Raw genomic sequence first — 18,734 nt, forward strand, 5'->3', positions numbered from 1 at the left:
TAGAAAGTTGACCATGAGATGCCTGTGTATCACTTGAACTGAGGATCAGAAAGCTTGTTTGAATCGATGTATTTCATCCGCAGATTATGCACGAATGCTAAGAAATCCGGAGTGCAAATATTAACCAAAAAGAAGATCGTTTTTTGATTTATGAAAGAGATCTATTGAATAAGTTAATAAAATTAGGTTTGTGGTAAGGTCAATTCTTTGTATGATAGATTCTATGTGTAGGCTTCTTCATTCTGAAATTATATCGCTGAACAATTTTTTGATAACAGCATTAGGCAACAAGGCTCTAATAAATAAAATGTCCTAAGCAGCAGTACAAATAAAGAAATATATAAATGGGAGTAACTCTAAATTCCTAAAATTATCTGATATGGTTTAAATCCTTCGATCACTGCTTCAGAAATCAATTGGATAAAAGCTTCAGTTTTGTCATAAGCCATCCACTGATCCAAAGCTTCATAGTAAGCCACGCGATTTTTCAACTGTAATAACGCAAGGTGGATATCCAGATTTCAGCAACTTAAGGTTCATCAATAGACGTGATGTGCGTCTATTACCATCAATAAAAAATCCAGGTGTACTTTAGCTGCACGTTCAATAGGATGACGCTGATGCGCTTCCGACTTGTACCAACCGACTAGTTGAGCCATTTTGTCATTCAACAATGTATAGTCAGGTGGGGTAGTCGTAGCACCTGAAATCAATATATTTCGTTGGTGGTAATGACCTACATTGCCATCATCAATATTTTTTAGAATGCTGAATTTTTACGGTATTTTTTGCGGTACAATGATGTGGGTTGGGTTTAAATATTTATAATAAACAATTAGTTAAATTGTATTTACGGTGCGCGCTGAGCGCACCATTTTTTAGTTTTGACTGTTTAACTAAATTTTGCGAATCAATAGCTTTTTTTTTATTACTACTTTTCTATTCAACCCGATCAATCTCAAAGCCCAATATTGCTTTAGCCATCATTGATGTATCTTTTTCTATATATAAAATTCAAAATATTTCTCAGTTCTTTTTATTCTAATTTCAAAGTCATACAAAACATCTAAATTGAAAGCTTATAAATAGTGGCAATAGTAATTTCACTGTATTTATATCTGCATCTAAATCAAAAGAATCTATTGAAAACACGATTATAAAAGTCATGCACCAAAATAGTGGAGCTTGGAAACTTAATAGAACACTTATCGCTTTGTATTGCCTAAATAAAATAGGAAAACGATTGGTGCTTTAGTATTAACATACTAAAAAATAACAAAAAATTAATTTTGGCATGATGTGTGCAATACAGTATTCAAACTTGGATACAAGAATGAGCACATCAATGAACCCAATAAAAACTTTAGGCTGGACTTTAGAAGAATGGAAAGCGGGCTACGCGAATAACACAATTCAATTGGAAGAATTATATGCCTTGGTCGAGCAATTTGATCATGCAGATCCAGCATGGATTTCCATTGCCTCTATAGAGCAATTAACTGCGCAGATTGACGCTTTAAAACAAATCAAAAATGCTGCGGCCTTACCTTTATTTGGTGTGCCTATTGCAGTGAAAGACAATATTGATGTGGTGGGCTTTGCGTCAACGGCTGCGTTTAAATTATTTACGGACATAAAAACTGAAGATGCCTATGTGGTGCAACGCTTAAAACAAGCGGGTGCGATTATTGTAGGCAAAACCAATTTAGATCAATTCGCTACTGGTTTAGTGGGTACACGTTCGCCATTTGGTGCTGTGCCGAATACTTTTAATTCTGACTTTGTAAGCGGTGGTTCAAGTTCAGGTTCAGGCAGTGTGGTGGCGCGTGGTTTAGTCCCGATTGCGCTTGGTACAGATACAGCAGGCTCAGGGCGTATACCCGCAGCATTTAATAATATTGTTGGTTTAAAGCCAACCAAAGGTCGCTTTTCAAATACAGGCTTATTGCCTGCTTGTAAAAGCTTAGATTGCATTTCAATTTTTGCCTTAACCGTCGCTGATGCAACTGCAGTGGCAGAAGTTATGGAAGGTTTTGATGTAACCGACAGTTATTCACGTGTGAATCCTGCTACAGCGCCTGCAAAGTTCAGCGCACAATTAAAATTAGCCATTCCAAAACAATTAGATTTTTTTGGCGATGCTCAATCTGCTGTTGCATTTCAGCAAGCATTAATTGAATTAAAAAACTTAGGTGCAGAACTGACTGAAATTGATTTCAGTGCTTTTAGTCAATTGGCGAGCCAACTTTACCAAGGGTCATGGGTTGCAGAGCGTACTGCTGCAGTTGCAGACTTATTAGAAACATCGGTACAAGATTTTGATCCAACAGTTTTAGAAATTATTCAAAAAGGCCAGCAGTACACTGCGGTTGATGCTTATAACGCCGAATATTTAAAGCAAGAATTGGCTCGAGACATTCAGCAAACCTTAGCGCAATTTGATGCCTTAGTGGTGCCAAGCTCGCCAACCATACACACACTTGCAGAAATGGCTGAATCGCCAATTGATAATAATAGCCACTTTGGTACCTATACCAACTTCACCAATTTGGCTGACCTGAGTGCCATCGCTGTTCCTGCAGGCTTTCGAGCCGACAGCTTGCCATTTGGTATCACATTCATTGCGCCTGCTTGGCATGATATGGCTTTAGCTGACTTTGCAGAAAAATGGCAAAACCATCTGAAATTACCACTCGGTGCAGTAGCTAAAACATTGCCTGAAGTAGCTTCAGTCATTTCTGCACCATCTGCACAGCATTTTCGAGTTGCAGTGGTAGGCGCACATCTCACAGGTATGCCACTCAATTTCCAACTGACAACACGTCAAGCCGTGCATGTCGAAACCACAACCACTTCTGCTGATTATGCCCTCTATGCACTGCCGGGCACAGTACCGCCAAAACCAGGTTTAGCACGTCAGGAATCGGGTCAAAAAATTATTGTCGAGCTTTGGGATATTCCAAAAGCACGCTTTGGTGAATTTGTTGCTGAAATTCCAACACCACTAGGGATGGGCAATGTCAAGCTTGCCGATGGACGTTGGGTGAAAGGCTTTATTTGTGAACCTTATGGCCTAAACGGTGCAAAAAATATCAGTGAATTTGGCGGCTGGCGCGCCTATATCCAATCACTGCAAGCAACAACAGCAAAATCAAATTAAAAAATTCGGGGAAATAATCATGTTTAAAACAGTTTTAATTGCAAACCGTGGTGAAATTGCTGTTCGTGCGATTCGTACATTAAAGAAACTCGGTGTTCAGTCGGTTGCCGTATATTCAGAGACAGACCGTTATGCACAACATGTCTTAGATGCAGATGTGGCGGTTTCACTTGAGGGCATCAAACCTGCAGAGACTTATTTAAGTATTGAAAAATTGATTCAAGCAGCCAAACAAACTGGCGCTGAAGCAATATTTCCCGGTTATGGTTTTCTATCTGAGAGTGCTGACTTTGCCCGTGCATGTGAGGAAAATGGTATCGCCTTTATGGGGCCAACGGCTGAACAAATTTTAGAATTTGGTTTGAAGCATCGTGCGCGTGAATTGGCTGCGGCAGCCAATGTGCCCATGACACCGGGCACAGGTTTATTGGCAAGTTTAGATGAAGCACTCGCATCTGCGGCAGAGATTGGCTATCCCGTCATGCTGAAAAGCACCGCTGGCGGTGGCGGTATTGGTTTAACGCGCTGTGATGATGAACAATCATTAAAAGATGCGTATGAAAGTGTAAAGCGTCTAGGCGAGCAATTCTTTAAAGATGCGGGTGTTTTCCTCGAACGTTTTGTCGATAAAGCCCGTCACGTAGAAGTACAAATTTTTGGTGATGGTTTAGGTCAAGTCGTTGCTTTTGGGGAGCGCGATTGTTCATTGCAGCGCCGTAACCAAAAAGTCGTTGAGGAAACACCTGCAGTGCACTTACCAGAAGCAACACGTCAAAAATTGCACCATGCTGCTGTAGAGCTTGGTCAATTGGTGAAATACCGCAGCGCAGGTACGGTTGAGTTTATCTATGATGCTGCCCGTGATGAAGTGTATTTCCTTGAAGTGAATACCCGTTTGCAGGTTGAACACCCAGTCACTGAAATGGTGACGGGCTTAGACCTGATTGAATGCATGCTGAAAGTGGCGGCAGGTGATGCTTTAGATTGGGAAAAACTCAGCAATATTCAGCCCAATGGCGCTGCCATTGAAGTGCGAATTTATGCAGAAGATCCAGTGAAAAACTTCCAGCCAAGTCCTGGTGTACTCACGGATGTATATTTCCCTGAAGACATCCGTGTGGATACGTGGGTATCTACAGGCACAGAAATTTCACAATATTTTGACCCGATGATTGCCAAAATTATTGTGCATGCGGCAGACCGAGACAGTGCGATTGCTAAGTTAAAAATAGCCTTGGCGGAAACCCGCTTGAATGGCATCAGCACCAACTTAGACTATGCACATACCGTAGTTTCAGATGCACGCTTTGAAAATATGCAAATCTGGACACGTCTGCTGGATGATTTTAAATATGTGCCAAATGTAATTGAAGTGCTGCAACCGGGCACGCAAAGTTCGATTCAAGATTATCCGGGGCGTGTGGGCTATTGGGATATCGGCGTACCGCCATCAGGCCCGATGGATGATTATGCATTTCAGTTAGCCAATCAAATTGTCGGTAATCCAAAATCGGCAGCAGGCTTTGAGTTTACCTTACAAGGGCCGAGTCTAAAATTTCATGCAGACAACATTGTAGCCCTTGCAGGTGCGCCATGTAGCGCGACTCTAGATGGTGTGAATGTCGATTTTTGGCAACCGATCAGCATCAAAGCAGGGCAAACATTAGTACTTGGACAAGTTGAGTCGGGTTGCCGTACTTATCTTGCGATCCGTAACGGGCTAAATGTACCTGAATATCTAGGCAGCCGCTCAACCTTTGCATTGGGTAATTTTGGCGGTCATGCAGGGCGAGTGCTGCGTGCAGGTGACATGATTAAAATGGTCAATCCAAGTCTGCCTTTAGATGGATTGGAAATTGCAACAGCAGCACCGCAAGCTTTGGCAGCAGAACGTATTCCAAGCTATGGCAAAGAATGGAAAATTGGTGTGCTCTATGGCCCGCATGGTGCACCAGATTTCTTTAAACCTGAATATATTGAAGAATTTTTTGCTTCAACATGGAATGTACACTTTAACTCAAACCGTTTAGGCATTCGCTTAACAGGCCCGACACCAAGCTGGGCACGTGAAAATGGTGGTGAAGCAGGTTTGCATCCATCCAATGTGCATGACTGTGAATATGCCATTGGGGCGATTAACTTCACTGGTGATTTTCCTGTGATTTTGGCTAAAGATGGCCCAAGCCTCGGTGGCTTTGTTTGCCCAGTGACGATTGCCAAAGCTGAACTTTGGAAAATTGGTCAACTGAAGGCAGATGACAGCATTAGTTTCTATCCGATGAGTGTTGAACAAGCCAATGCATTGGAAGTTCAGCAAATTGCCGATATCCAAAACTTTGCTCAAGCACCTGAAAAGTCAGCGGTGGCAAATTTTGAATGCAAGCCAGAAGGGATATTGGCAGTGCGTGAAGCGGATGCACATGCGCCAAAAGCGGTCTATCGTCAGGCAGGTGACAGTTATATCTTGTTGGAATATGGCGAAAATGTCCTCGATCTTGCATTACGCTTACGTGTTTATCGACTGATGCAGCTCATTCGTGAAGCGAACATTGATGGCATTTTAGAGCTTTCTCCGGGTGTGCGTTCACTGCAAATTAAATATGATGGATTGCGTTTCAGCCAAGCGAATTTGATTCAATTCTTATTGGGGCTGGAAAATAAGATGGGGGATTTGAGCCAAATCAAAATTCCATCCCGTATTATTCACTTGCCGATGGCATTTGAGGACTCGGCCACTTTAGGTGCTGTGGAACGTTATCAAGAAAGTGTCTGTGCCAAAGCGCCGTGGTTGCCAAATAACGTCGATTTCATTCAGCGCATTAATGGCTTAGACAGTCGTGAGCAAGTCAAAGACATTCTTTTTGATGCAAATTATTTAATTTTAGGTTTGGGCGATGTGTATTTAACTGCACCTTGTGCAGTGCCAATTGATCCGCGTCATCGTTTGCTCAGCTCGAAATATAACCCTGCACGTACTTTTACTGCAGAAGGCACAGTGGGTATTGGCGGTATGTACATGTGTATCTATGGCATGGACTCACCAGGCGGTTATCAATTGATTGGCCGTACACTGCCTATTTGGAATAAGTTTAAAAAGAACAAACAGTTTGGCGATCAGCAATGGTTCTTACGCTTCTTTGATCAAATTAAATATTATGAAGTAACCGAAGCTGAACTGGATCAATTCCGTGCTGACTTTGCCAATGGTGTGGCGGAAATCAAAATTGAAGAAACTGAATTTGATTTTGCAGCCTATCAAGCCTTTTTGGAAACAGAGAAGAACAGTATTGCCGAATTTAAAGCACAGCAGCAGCAGGCATTTACAACTGAAGTTGAACGCTGGAAAGATGAGTTTGATGCGCCTGCGGAAATGGAAATCCTGCAAGATGATACCGACTATAGCCAGTATGCAGCCTTGAATGCATCGATGACCGGCAACATTTGGAAAATTTTTGTCGAAGCGGGACAGTCTGTGAAGAAAGGTGAGACTGTAGCCATTATTGAAGCGATGAAAATGGAGCTTCCAGTCTATGCCGATGATGATGGTATCGTGAAAGCGATTATCTGCCGTGCAGGACAAACGGTACATAGCGGTGAGCCGCTGGTTTATATGGAATAAACATGACCACAACCACCATTGTTGGGAAAAGCTCAGACAACTTGTCTGAGCTGGTTTTCCAAAAAATAAAAAACGATATTTTTGATTTCCAGCTCAAACCGGGCGCACGTTTTACCGAATCTGAAATTGCCGAGTTGTATGAAGTGAGCCGTACACCCGTACGTCAGGCTTTATACCGTTTACAGCAAGATGGCTATGTAAGAGTACATTTTCGTAGCGGTTGGGAGGTGAAGCCGCTGAACTTTAAAGCTTATGAAGAACTCTATGATTTACGGATTTTGCTGGAATGCTATGCCATTGAGCAGCTCTGCAAAATGGAACCAGAACAACTCAAACAGGCTTTACAGGACTTAGTAAATGTGTGGTGTATTCCGCCTGAGCAGTTTTTGCATGATTTAAAAGCTTTAGCGATGCAAGATGAAGCATTTCACTGCCAATTGCTTGAAGCAATCGGTAATAGTGAAATGGCAAAGGTGCATCGGGATGTGAGTGAAAAAATTCGTATTATTCGTCGCTTAGATTTTTCTAAAGATTATCGAATTGAAGCCACTTATGCAGAGCATCAACAGATTTTACAATTGATCCTTGGACATAATGTGACAGCGGCATTGGAGAAAATGCGCAGCCATATTCAGCAAAGTAAAGAAGAGGTGAAAAAAATTACTTTGGAAATGTTGGCGCGAATGGCATAGAAGTATTTGCAAAAGATCTACCTTACGGAAGTCTTGGAAAACATGCATTTTATCGAGTCAATCTGTGTCGTTCGAGTAGCGCTTAGAGCTACAAATATCTGTATTCATTGGTTAATATGATGGAGAAAAATAAAAAAAGACCACGAAGGGGAGATTCTTTATTTCAACTTTAGAAAACGCGATTTCTTTGGTGACTGAACGCCATTTCGGACAAGTCGATAAAGCGGGACAAGCCTATATTCAACATCCACTTCGTGTGATGCAAAATGTGCAACATCCCGATGCTAAAATCGTTGCTGTATTACATGACATTTTAGAAGATACAGAGACAACGACGGATGAGCTTCGCGCTATGGGTTTTCAAGCGCATATTATTGATGCGATACAGGCACTGACAAAAGCAGCAGGTGAGAACCGATTTCAAGCTGCGCAGCGTACTGCTAAAAATGCAATTGCTTGTGAAGTAAAACTCAGTGATTTGTATGACAATATGGATTTATCCCGCCTAACAACGGTCACAGCAAAAGATCGACGTCGTTATCAACAATATTTAAAAGTTAAAAGTAGATTAGAGCGTGCTCGGAGCGTCCATTTACATCTGATCGATTTAAATCTAACAACAGATTATCCGAGATTTCAATTTCAAAGTTCAAAGCAAAATTTTCAATATCTGCTTAATGCGATGTTTGATCTAGAGCATTCATTAGGTGGCGTTCAGATTGGAAGTCCACAGGAGTGGTGGATTTTATTTGAAGATGTCAGTGCATATTTTGCATATTGCCAAAGAAAGGGTGCCGTTCCCAAGCAGGCAACATTCTTAGATTTAATTTTAACCACAGATCGGGACTATTTCGGGGGCATCTTTCAAGCTGAACAAGATCGGCAATTATTTGCTTCTATGTTTGGCATCTTTATGCAAAATCATTTTTATCGCGTGGAAATTGAAGGCTGATTGGGTAGATTGTAGGGGTCGTACATAAAGTGCAAGTGCGTCAAGAGAAGTCACAAGTGATTGATGAATTTTATCTAAATATTGAGCTACTGAGCGTCATTTAAGAACATCTCAAAATGCTTGATTTCGAGATGTTTAAAGTGATTCCATCCATTTAGACGTAAATGAATTTTGAAATTTTATCGGCACATTCTATGACGGTATTGGCAACTTCTCCACGGAATTGATCTTCTGTATAAGTACTCAAAGGGCAACTGACCGACAAAATAGCGCTCATTTTCCCACTTGCCTGACTATATATAGGCGCAGCACAAGCGGCCATATCTGTATTGAAATGTCCCCAGCTCACCATAAATGGCTGATTGCGTACTTCACGCAGTCGTTCTAATAAAGCCTCAATATTACGCGGTGTACGTTCCGAAAATATTTTCCAATCTTGAATATTTTCATAACGCTTGATGACTTCAGCTTCCGAAAGTTGCGACAAAATCAATTGACCAATCACCGTTGCATGTGCAGGCCAGCGTGTGCCGATATGCACGGTACTGGTAAATGGACCATTGGACTGAACATTGCTGACGAAAACAATATCTGTGCCTTCTAAGACCGATAAATGCACCGCAATTTTAATTCGGTCACGCAGTTCGCGCATGATCGGCGCAGCCAAATCGGTCAGTGATGATTTAGATAAGCTGTTAAAGCCCAGTTCCATCACATTGCTGTTGAGCGCATAGGTTTTTTGCGACATTTTTCGCAGGTAGCCGCAGTGCTCCAAGGTGTGAATTAAACGAAAAGCACTGGAACGGTTTACATCAATTTTTTCCGCGATTTCAGAAATGGTCATTTCCTGATGATGTTGATCGAATAATTTTAAAATGGCCAAGCCACGAATTAAGCCTGGGACTAAATAGCGCTCGTCATTGGAAGATTCAGTTTCTTTCTCTAAAGAGGCATCGTTATTAATTGAATTCATTTGCCAAGCTCATCTTTGATCAAGTTTATATAAAAATAAATAACCTATTGGGGCTATTTTAGCGGCCTAAAAATCAGATCGCAATGTTTATATATAAAACATTTATTTGTAAATAAAACATTGCAAAATGTGTTTTTTAACTATCTTGATGAAATATATAAATTTATAAAAATTGACAATTAAATTGCTCACGCATTATTCTATTCATAATGTTTCAAATATTAAATATTGTTTTGCATATAAAACATGGAAGATGAGCATATGAACTGGATATCTGTTTGCAAAGTGAATGAAGTCGCTGATGAAGAGCCAAAAGCGGTTGAAGTCGAAGACAAAAAGATCGGTGTCTTTCTTATCGAAGAAAATTATTTCGCGGTTGAAAACGTCTGCCCACATGCATTTGCTTTACTTACTGAAGGTTTCATTGAAGGACTGACAGTCGAGTGCCCACTGCATGAAGCGATTTTCAACTTGGAAACAGGGGCTTTGGAAAGTGGCCCTGGTTGCAGAGATTTATGTACTTACCCAGTACGTGTTGAAAACGGTGAAGTTCAAATTCAACTCTAAGGCTGAAGGAAGAAAAGGAAATATTCACATGAAAGCATTTAACGAAAAGCTAGCTAAATGGATTAACGCAACGCCTTCGAATGACGCAGGCATTAACAATATTCAAATTCCGGGTCAGGTTGAACATTTGGTTTGGCAAAACCGCAGCCGCGCGCCGAGCCAATATGAATTGGATTTTGTGCAGCATTTAATTCAAGCCTTCAATAACGATGTGACAGAACTGGATGCATTAACCGATGCACTGAATCAGCAAGGGTTTAGAACAGTAGCAGGAGAGGTTTGGACCACTGAGAGCTTCTCGAAAGAAATGCAGCGTCTAGGCTATTAAGAAAAGGATTTCATCATGACTGCAGAAATTAATTTAGAACAATATTTGGATCTTGGTCTGCGTGATCAATGGTATCCAGTCTTGGCAAGCTGGGAAGTAGGTTCAAATCCTGTTGGGATTACCCGTTTAGGCGAAAATATTGTGGTATGGCGCGATGAGCTAGGCGCTGTACATGCACTAGAAGACCGCTGTCCGCACCGAGGCGCACGTTTATCGCTTGGCTGGAATTTGGGTAACCGCGTTGCTTGTTGGTATCACGGTGTAGAAGTACGTCATGACGGCGTGGTGGAAGATGTGCCAGCAGTAAATGATTGCCCGCTCAAAGGCAGCGACTGTGTAAAATCATATCAAGTCAAAGAAATGAATGATGCGATCTTCATTTGGTTTGGTCTTGATGCTAGTGAAGCGCCTGCAGAACTTAACTTACCCGATCAGCTGTCAAGTGATGAGTGGAGCTCATTCCTATGTATGGCAGATTGGAAAGTGAATCATCAATATGCCATTGATAACGTGATGGACCCGATGCACGGCACATACCTGCATTGTACATCGCACTCGATGGCGGAAGGTGAACGTACAGCTGAAATGAAGCACCGCGCAACCCAAGATGGTTTCGTCTTTGAAAAAGAAGGTCAAACTGGTGTGAACTTTGACTGGGTTGAATATGGTCAAACGGGGGCGGCATGGTTACGTTTATCGATTCCTTACCGTAAGTCTTTTGGTCCGGGTGGTGAGTTTTGGATTGTCGGTTTTGCAACTCCAATTGATGCCGACAACACGCGCGTATTTTTCTGGCGCTGCCGTAAAGTCTCTGGCTGGCAGCGTAATGTATGGCGCTTCTTGTACCGTAACCATCTTGAGCAATTGCACTGGGATGTACTGGAACAAGACCGCATTATCTTAGAAAACATGGCGCCCAATGCGCGTCAACACGAATTCCTTTATCAGCATGATGTGGGCTTATCGCGCTTACGCCGCCTCATGAAAAAAGAGGCGGAAAAGCAAATCAAAAAAATCTTAGCGCTGCGTGAAGTGAAAGATGAAAATCGCATTGAAATGAAGGAAGCGTCAAATGGCTAATGTGCAGATTTTAGCCGGCAAGCGCATCTTGGTCACCGGAGCTGCGCGCGGCCTAGGACTTGATTTCGCCCAAGCGGCTGCTGAAGCAGGCGCTGCGGTGGTGATGGCTGATATCTTGGCAGATCAAGTGCATGATGAAGCGCAAAGCTTGGCGAAAAATGGCTTAAAAGTCTCATCTGTCATGATTGATTTGAGCGATAAAAATTCGATTCAAAATGCCGTACAAATTGCCGTAGGTGTTTTAGGTGGATTGGATGGCTTGATCAACTGTGCTGCTTTGGCGACCGGGGTGGGCGGTGTAGATATGATGAGCTATGACGAAGCGCTTTGGGACCGTGTGATGACTGTCAATGTTAAAGGCACTTGGTTGGTTTCTCAAGCTTGCGTACCACATTTAAAAGCGTCAGGGCAGGGCAAAATTATCAATATTGCTTCCGATACAGCGCTGTGGGGCGCACCAAAGCTGATGGCTTATGTTGCAAGTAAAGGCGCCATTATTTCGATGACCCGTTCAATGGCAAGTGAGTTAGGCGCAGATAATATCTGTGTGAATACCATCAGCCCAGGTTTAACACTGGTCGAAGCCACAGAATATGTCCCGCAATCACGCCATGATTTGTATGTGAATGGAAGAGCAATACAGCGTCAACAACTTCCGCAGGATGTGAACGGCACAGCGATTTATCTGCTTTCAGATTTATCATCTTTTGTGACCGGACAGAATATTCCTGTGAATGGCGGTTTCGTATTTAATTAAGGAGCAAGACATGATTACAGGAATTGAAGTCCTTAAATTTGGTGTCGAAAACCGCCAAGAGGCAAAGACATTTTTAGTTGATTTTGGCTTAAAGTCGGTGGCAACAGATATTGATGGTACAGATTTATATCAAACGCAAAATGGCAGCAAACTGTATCTTTTTGATACCTCTGATGCACGTTTACCGCCAGCCATTGAAGCCGGTTCAACACTACGTGAAGTAACATGGGGTGTTGAAAATGATCAAGATTTTGACAGTTTAAAAGCAAATTTAGCCAATGAGCCGGGTTTTGCAAGTTCAGCATCGCATGTGCAGTGCCGCGATCCTAACGGCATGACCATTGTGTTTGAAAAAAGCATAACGCATGCATTGCCAGAAGCAAAAACAGAAGGCATTAACCAATTTGGCAATATACAGCGTGTGAATGCAGCTAGTCCTGTGTATGAAAAAGCAGAACCGGTAGCCATTGGTCATGTGGTGTTTTTCACACCAGATTTGGAAACGACACAAGCATTTTATATTGAGAAAGTTGGCTTCCATTTATCCGATGCTTACCGTAAGCGCGGTGCATTCTTACGCTGCCGCGGCGAAGGTTTCCATCATGATTTGTTCTTATTGTCCGTGCCGAATAAACCAGCGGGCTTGAACCATGTCGCATTTGTGGTCCGTGATATTCATGAAGTCATTGGCGGCGGTTTAAGTATGAATCGTCAAGACTGGTCAACCTTTATTGGTCCGGGTCGTCACCCAATATCATCGGCTTACTTTTGGTATGTGAACTCACCATTGGGCGGTGCTTTTGAGTACTACACCAATGATGATTACCTAACTGAAGCATGGCAGCCGCGTGTAGAAGAGCACAGCTTGGAATTATTTACCGAATGGGCAATTGAAGGTGGTTTGGACCATGAAACCCGCCGTCAAGTAAAGCCTGCCTAAGGTAAATGGTGATAAGGAGATCAGCATGAACAGAATAGTGATTGTCGGTGCAGGCCAAGCTGCAGGATGGGCAGTACATACTTTACGTGGTCAAGGCTTTGACGGTGAAATTCACGTAGTTTCAAATGAAGAGCAGGTGTTCTATGAACGTCCACCATTGTCAAAGCAAGTGCTGTCACAAGAAGCAGAAGTAGAAAGCTTGAATCTGTTTTCTCAGGAGCAGGTGAATAATTTTTCAGTGACTTGGCACAAGCCAGATCATGCGGTCAAACTAGATAAAGCGGATAAAACCGTGCATTTGGAAAGCGGCAAAGTTTTGCCTTATGACAAATTGCTGATTGCGACAGGAAGCCGAGCGCGTATTCCTGTTTCAGCTTGGTCGAGCATGCAGAATGTATACACCATGCGTGATATTCAAGACTGCCAAAAGCTGACAGAAAAATTTAAAGCTGCAGAACATATTGCCGTGATTGGCGGTGGCTGGATTGGTCTAGAAATTGCTGCGACTGCGCGTAAGCAGGGCAAGCAGGTCGAAATTTTTGAATACGGTTCACGCCTTTGCGCACGCAGTGTCAGCCCAGAAGTCTCTGATTTTCTCAAGCACTTGCATGAAAGCAATGGTACAGCGATTCATTTAAATGCGACCAAATTGCATTTGATTGAAACTGCAGATCATCATGTTGAAGTATTTGATGCAGACATTAAATTAAAACAGTTTGATTGTGTGGTGGTCGGCGCAGGTGCAGAAATTGCAAAAGAATTGGCTACTTTAGCTGAACTCGAAGTTAAAGATGGCATTGTGGTAAATGAATATGGACAAACCTCAGATGTAGATATCTATGCTGCAGGTGATGTGGCTATTCATCCATCACTCGGTTACTGCATTCAGTCTTGGGCGAATGCGCAAAATCAGGCTATTTCTGCAGCAAAATCAATGTTGGGTGAGATGACAGCCTATCAGGATATACCTTGGTTATGGTCAGATCAGTATCAATGCAACATTCAGATTTTAGGGACTTATCAGCCTGAAAAAACTCATCAGGTGGTGATTCGTAAAACTACAGAAACGCAAATCAGTTTTTTCTATTTAGATGCAAATCAACAGCTGCTGAATATGATCGCAGTGAATGATTCAAAATTAATCAAACTGGCAAAACGATGGATGGCCAGCCAGCGCGAATTGGATCCAGCTCAATTGCAAGATCCAGACTTTAATTTAATGAAATTGAAATAAGCGTTTAAAAAATATTAGCCCATGAATGAAAGGATTTACCCATGGATAATGATGCAAAAACAGGATTAAAGCATTGGACCCCAGCGATCATTTTAATGATCTGCGTGGTACTGGCTTTCTTTGACAAAATTAGTATTGCTGTCTTGTTTTCAGATGCAACGTTTCAAGATGCGATGGGCATTGCACAGGACAAGGCAAAACTAGGCTGGCTGATGACAAGCTTTTTGCTAGCTTACGGTTTTTCGTCAATGTTTCTGAGCTTTTTAGGCGATATTTTTTGTCCTAAAAAAATGCTGTTTTGGAGTGTGACGTCTTGGGGCCTATTGATGTTTTTGATGGGTTTCACCACAGATTATTCTACGATGATGACGCTGCGCGTTCTGCTCGGTTTAGCTGAAGGCCCATTGTTTGCTTTGGCTTATACCATTGTGAAACAAACCTATACCGACCGTCAGCAAGCGCGTGCTTCGACAATGTTCCTCCTCGGAACTCCAATTGGCGCATTCCTAGGCTTTCCGATTACTGCATTTGTTTTGGCGCACTATGACTGGCACACCACGTTCTTTGTCATGGGGGCATTGACCTTCATTGTATTGATACTGATTGTGTATGGCCTAGGTAACTTACAGTTGAAACGCACAGTGGATTTGGAAGGTGTTGGTAAACGCGTAAATTTCCGTACCCATGTGGCGCATACCAAAACTTTGCTAAGCAACGGTTCATTCTGGTTACTGTGCATCTTTAACATTGCATTGATGACTTACCTCTGGGGTTTAAACAGCTGGGTGCCTTCTTACTTAATTCAAGACAAAGGCTTTAACTTAAAAGAATTCGGTGCCTACTCAAGTCTTCCATTCATTGCGATGTTAGTGGGTGAAGTCGCTGGTGCATTCCTTTCGGACAAAATGGGCAAACGTGCGATTCAAGTGAGCGGTGGCTTACTGATTGCAGGGATATTCATGTATGCCATGGTGATTGCAACTGATCCTGTGATGGTGATTCTAGCGATGTCTCTAAGTGCTATGGCATGGGGCTTCGGTGTAGCAGCAGTATTTGCACTGTTAGCACGTATTACTACAGCAGATGTAGGCGCAACAGCAGGCGGTATTTTCAATGGTCTTGGTAACTTTGCCAGTGCAGCGGCACCGGTATTAATTGGTGCGATCGTAATGCAAACCGGTAGTTTCAATATTGGCATTACCTTCTTGGCAGCAGTCGCCGTGATCGGTTCCTTCTTCCTCGCGCCATTGCTGAAACGTTATTAAGGCTTGAGCCAAAGTTAAAGCCAAGAAATTAGCCCTTACTTTTATTTAACCGATATACATGACCGTCATGACGCTTAAAGCAACTGGTGCTGACGGTAAGAACAATTTAGATCAGATCCAGCTCCACTTTTATGAAATCGCAGTGAGCTGAAATAAGGAGAGAATCATGTCTGTACAGCAATTTGAATCTTGGAAACAGCCTGAAGGTCAAACATTAGAAGAATGGATTGGCGGACGCATCGCTCGCTTTGAAACGCGTCAATACGATTATGATGCACTCAAATTTCAAGCAGATTACGACCCGAAATACCGTCGTGCGCAAATGCGTTATATGGGGACAGGTGCAACAGGTGTAGCAAATGATGGAAATACGGTGCCTGCAGAAAACTTTACCTTTTCAACTATGGTCTTGCCACCGCAGTGCGAAGGTCCGTTGCATATTCATCACGATGTAGAAGAAGTGTTCTTTATGCTGCGTGGTGAAATTGATCTTTTTATCGAACATGAAGGCGAGAAGTTTTCAACCCGCTTAAAAGAACGTGACTTGATTTCAATTCCACCGGGGATTTACCGCGGCTTATTTAACCCAGGAAGTGAAGATGCCCTAATGTGCGTAATGCTAGGTACTGGCAAGCCGACGATTCCGAACTATCCGCCTGAACACCCTCTGTCTCAAATCAAGCGTTAATTTTAGGAAGAAAAGAGATGACTTTAGTTGAGCAATTGGCACAGTTTGAATTAAAAACCGTTCAGTTTGACGGTGTACAGCAATCTTACCGTGAGGCAGGCGCAGGCAAAGTTCTGGTCTTGCTGCATGGCATCAGTTCGGGTTCAGGTTCATGGGTCAAGCAGTTGCAAAATTTGAGTCATCATTTTCATGTGATTGCATGGGATGCACCGGGTTATGGCCAGTCAGATCCTTTAGCTGCAGAACAGCCGAATGCAGAAGATTATGCACAGCGTTTAAAAGGTATGTTGACTGCATTAGGCCTGAACTTAGGATCAGCTCCGGATCAAAACAAAATGATTTTGGTCGGTCATTCTTTAGGTGCAATGCAGGCAGCAGCCTTTAATGCACGCTATCCAGACATGGTAGATGCAGTGGTCCTTGCCAATGCAGCGCAGGGTTATAAAGGTAGTGATGCACAAAAGCAGCAGGATGTCTTTGAAAAGCGTCCAAAAATGCTGCAGACCTTAGGCGCATCAGGCATGGCGCAATCACGTGGGCCGCATTTGGTTGCTAATGCTTCAGCAGAGGCATTAGCGCTGATTGAAACAGTGATGCAAAACATTCAATTAGAAGGCTTTACGGATGCATCGTATCTTTTGGCCTATGACGCGATTCAAAGTTATTTAAACCCAGAACAGTACAATATTCATGTGATTAAAGGCATGGCGGATGGCATAACGCCTCCACAGGATATTCAAGCATTGGCGGATCAGTTTCAGTTGAATCCATGCTACGAAATTGCCGCTGCAGGCCACTTGAGTTATTTGGATCAAGCAGCGCAATTTAACCAAATTTTATTGTCGCTACATGACGCACGGATGTGAGATAGGAAAATGAGCTTCCAATTAGAAGGCAAAAAAGCAGTAGTCACCGGTGGCTCGTCTGGTATTGGCTTGGCAACGGTTGAGCTTTTGGTAGCCGAAGGCGCACAAGTTGCTTGGTGTGGTCGTGACGAACAGCGTTTGAATGAGTCAAAAGCACAGGTTTTATCACGGTACCCAAATGCCAAAGTCTTTACCTCAACTTGCAACGTTTTAGATAAAGTTGATGTGAAAAAATTTGCAGATCAAGTTCAAAAAGAATTTGGTGGCGTGGATATTTTAATTAATAACGCAGGCCAAGGTCGTGTTTCAAACTTCGAAAATACTGCGGATGAAGATTGGCTGCAAGAAGTTGAATTGAAATATTTCAGTGTACTGCATCCTATCCGCGCATTTTTGCCGGCATTGCAGCAGTCAGAGTGTGCATCGATTACCAATGTCAATTCATTACTAGCATTGCAGCCTGAACCGCACATGATAGCGACCTCATCTGCACGTGCAGCATTGTTGAATTTAACCCATTCATTGGCGCATGAATTTTCTCAATACGGTATTCGTGTCAACTCAATCCTATTGGGCATGGTGGAATCTGCACAGTGGAAACGCCGTTTTGCAGCCCGTTCTGATCAAAATCAAACGTGGGAAGAATGGATTGGCAATATCGCTAAAAAACGAGGTATTCCAATGGAGAGATTAGGCAAACCTGAAGAGCCCGCGCGAGCTTTGGTTTTCTTGGCATCGCCAATGGCGTCATATACCACAGGTTCCGCAATCGATGTTTCTGGCGGCTTTAACAAGCATTTATAAGGTGGGCATATGAAACAGCTGATGATGATTGGTTTTGGCGCAATGGCCAATGAGGTTCGCAGCCATTTGCCCAAAGACCTTAAATTGAAATGGGTGGTGGTACCAGAGCGCAGTATTGCCAGTGTACAGGACGCGCTTGCCGCAGATGTGCAGGTCATTTCCGATATCGACGATTGTGATGGCACGCCCGACTATGTGATTGAAGTGGCAGGCCAAGCTGCGGTGAAAGAACATGCCACGAAAGTTTTAGCAAAAGGCTGGAACATTGGCCTGATCTCTGTGGGCACTTTGGCTGACAGCGCTTTCTTTGAAGAGTTGCAAAATACCGCTGAACATTCGGGTGCACACATTCATTTACTGGCAGGTGCGATTGCAGGAATTGACGGCATTTCAGCGGCCAAAGAAGGTGGATTGGAAAAGGTCACTTATAAAGGCTGCAAAAGTCCAAACAGTTGGCGTGGCAGTTATGCAGAAAAGCTCATTGATTTAGATCAAGTGACTGAAGCCACCGTTTTTTATACCGGTACTGCGCGTGAAGCGGCATTGCATTTTCCAGCCAATGCCAACGTGGCTGCCACCATTGCATTGGCGGGTATCGGCATGGATGAAACCATGGTTGAGCTAACGGTCGATCCACATATTAACCAAAACAAACATACCATTATTGCCCAAGGGCGGTTTGGTCAAATGAGTATTGAAATGATTGGTGTGCCTTTGGAGAGCAATCCCAAAACATCAACATTGGCAGCATTGAGCGTGATCCGTGCATGCCGCAACAGCGTAGATGCGATTCAGATTTAAAAGGAATT

Annotated in this window: 15 protein-coding genes and 2 pseudogenes; 15 read left to right on the plus strand and 2 right to left on the minus strand. The window is 42.9% G+C overall.

Annotated elements, in window-relative coordinates:
- Positions 1 to 356: 356 nt before the first annotated feature.
- A pseudogene (locus FTT92_RS02520) lies at positions 357 to 767 on the minus strand (Fic family protein); the annotation flags it as partial.
- Between the two features lie 578 nt (positions 768 to 1,345).
- On the opposite strand from FTT92_RS02520, the gene atzF reads away from it, so the two are divergent.
- The 4 genes and pseudogenes from atzF to FTT92_RS02540 all read left to right on the plus strand — a co-directional run.
- Positions 1,346 to 3,160 (plus strand): allophanate hydrolase, encoded by a 1,815-nt coding sequence (gene atzF / locus FTT92_RS02525; protein ID WP_180171403.1) that lies wholly within the window; start codon positions 1,346 to 1,348, stop codon positions 3,158 to 3,160.
- Between the two features lie 19 nt (positions 3,161 to 3,179).
- A complete protein-coding gene (gene uca, locus FTT92_RS02530) occupies positions 3,180 to 6,779 on the plus strand; it encodes an urea carboxylase (protein ID WP_180171342.1) in 3,600 nt (1,199 codons plus the stop codon).
- A gap of 2 nt (positions 6,780 to 6,781) precedes the next feature.
- The gene (locus tag FTT92_RS02535; protein WP_180171343.1) at positions 6,782 to 7,471 is read left to right on the plus strand and encodes a GntR family transcriptional regulator; all 690 of its coding nucleotides are present in this window, start codon (positions 6,782 to 6,784) and stop codon (positions 7,469 to 7,471) included.
- A 160-nt stretch (positions 7,472 to 7,631) separates the two neighbouring features.
- Positions 7,632 to 8,042: pseudogene (locus tag FTT92_RS02540) on the plus strand (guanosine-3',5'-bis(diphosphate) 3'-pyrophosphohydrolase); the annotation flags it as partial.
- Between the two features lie 535 nt (positions 8,043 to 8,577).
- On the opposite strand, the gene FTT92_RS02545 reads toward FTT92_RS02540, so the two are convergent.
- Positions 8,578 to 9,396, minus strand: coding sequence for an IclR family transcriptional regulator (locus FTT92_RS02545; RefSeq protein WP_180171344.1), 819 nt, complete (start codon positions 9,394 to 9,396; stop codon positions 8,578 to 8,580).
- Between the two features lie 261 nt (positions 9,397 to 9,657).
- On the opposite strand from FTT92_RS02545, the gene FTT92_RS02550 reads away from it, so the two are divergent.
- The 11 genes from FTT92_RS02550 (at position 9,658) to FTT92_RS02600 (ending at position 18,726) form a co-directional block, all read left to right on the plus strand.
- Positions 9,658 to 9,963 carry a non-heme iron oxygenase ferredoxin subunit gene (locus tag FTT92_RS02550; RefSeq protein ID WP_078190446.1) on the plus strand — a complete coding sequence of 102 codons (306 nt, stop codon included), beginning with the start codon at positions 9,658 to 9,660 and terminating at the stop codon, positions 9,961 to 9,963.
- A 28-nt stretch (positions 9,964 to 9,991) separates the two neighbouring features.
- On the plus strand, positions 9,992 to 10,291 hold the full coding sequence (locus tag FTT92_RS02555; protein ID WP_180076841.1) for a recombinase-like helix-turn-helix domain-containing protein: 300 nt from the start codon (positions 9,992 to 9,994) through the stop codon (positions 10,289 to 10,291).
- A gap of 15 nt (positions 10,292 to 10,306) precedes the next feature.
- Positions 10,307 to 11,371: an aromatic ring-hydroxylating dioxygenase subunit alpha gene (locus tag FTT92_RS02560; RefSeq protein ID WP_180083981.1), complete on the plus strand. Its 1,065-nt coding sequence runs from the start codon at positions 10,307 to 10,309 to the stop codon at positions 11,369 to 11,371.
- Positions 11,364 to 12,128 carry an SDR family oxidoreductase gene (locus FTT92_RS02565; protein ID WP_180076843.1) on the plus strand — a complete coding sequence of 255 codons (765 nt, stop codon included), beginning with the start codon at positions 11,364 to 11,366 and terminating at the stop codon, positions 12,126 to 12,128. Before FTT92_RS02560 ends, FTT92_RS02565 begins: the two co-directional genes overlap by 8 nt.
- 10 nt (positions 12,129 to 12,138) lie before the next feature.
- Positions 12,139 to 13,068, plus strand: coding sequence for a VOC family protein (locus FTT92_RS02570; RefSeq protein ID WP_180171345.1), 930 nt, complete (start codon positions 12,139 to 12,141; stop codon positions 13,066 to 13,068).
- Between the two features lie 25 nt (positions 13,069 to 13,093).
- Positions 13,094 to 14,302: an NAD(P)/FAD-dependent oxidoreductase gene (locus FTT92_RS02575; RefSeq protein WP_180171346.1), complete on the plus strand. Its 1,209-nt coding sequence runs from the start codon at positions 13,094 to 13,096 to the stop codon at positions 14,300 to 14,302.
- 41 nt (positions 14,303 to 14,343) lie between these two features.
- The gene (locus FTT92_RS02580) at positions 14,344 to 15,567 is read left to right on the plus strand and encodes an MFS transporter (RefSeq protein WP_180101931.1); all 1,224 of its coding nucleotides are present in this window, start codon (positions 14,344 to 14,346) and stop codon (positions 15,565 to 15,567) included.
- A gap of 166 nt (positions 15,568 to 15,733) precedes the next feature.
- Entirely contained in the window at positions 15,734 to 16,255 is a 522-nt protein-coding gene (locus FTT92_RS02585) for a cupin domain-containing protein (protein WP_180076847.1), read from the plus strand.
- 17 nt (positions 16,256 to 16,272) lie between these two features.
- Positions 16,273 to 17,121 carry an alpha/beta fold hydrolase gene (locus FTT92_RS02590; protein ID WP_180171347.1) on the plus strand — a complete coding sequence of 283 codons (849 nt, stop codon included), beginning with the start codon at positions 16,273 to 16,275 and terminating at the stop codon, positions 17,119 to 17,121.
- Positions 17,122 to 17,130: 9 nt separating this feature from the next.
- Entirely contained in the window at positions 17,131 to 17,925 is a 795-nt protein-coding gene (locus FTT92_RS02595; RefSeq protein WP_180171348.1) for an SDR family oxidoreductase, read from the plus strand.
- Between the two features lie 9 nt (positions 17,926 to 17,934).
- Positions 17,935 to 18,726, plus strand: a complete 792-nt coding sequence (locus FTT92_RS02600) for an aspartate dehydrogenase (protein WP_180076850.1) — start codon at positions 17,935 to 17,937, stop codon at positions 18,724 to 18,726.
- Positions 18,727 to 18,734 lie beyond the last annotated feature (8 nt).

Origin of the sequence: Acinetobacter sp. YH12023 (assembly GCF_013420135.1) — a bacterium.
Classification (GTDB): domain Bacteria; phylum Pseudomonadota; class Gammaproteobacteria; order Pseudomonadales; family Moraxellaceae; genus Acinetobacter; species Acinetobacter amyesii.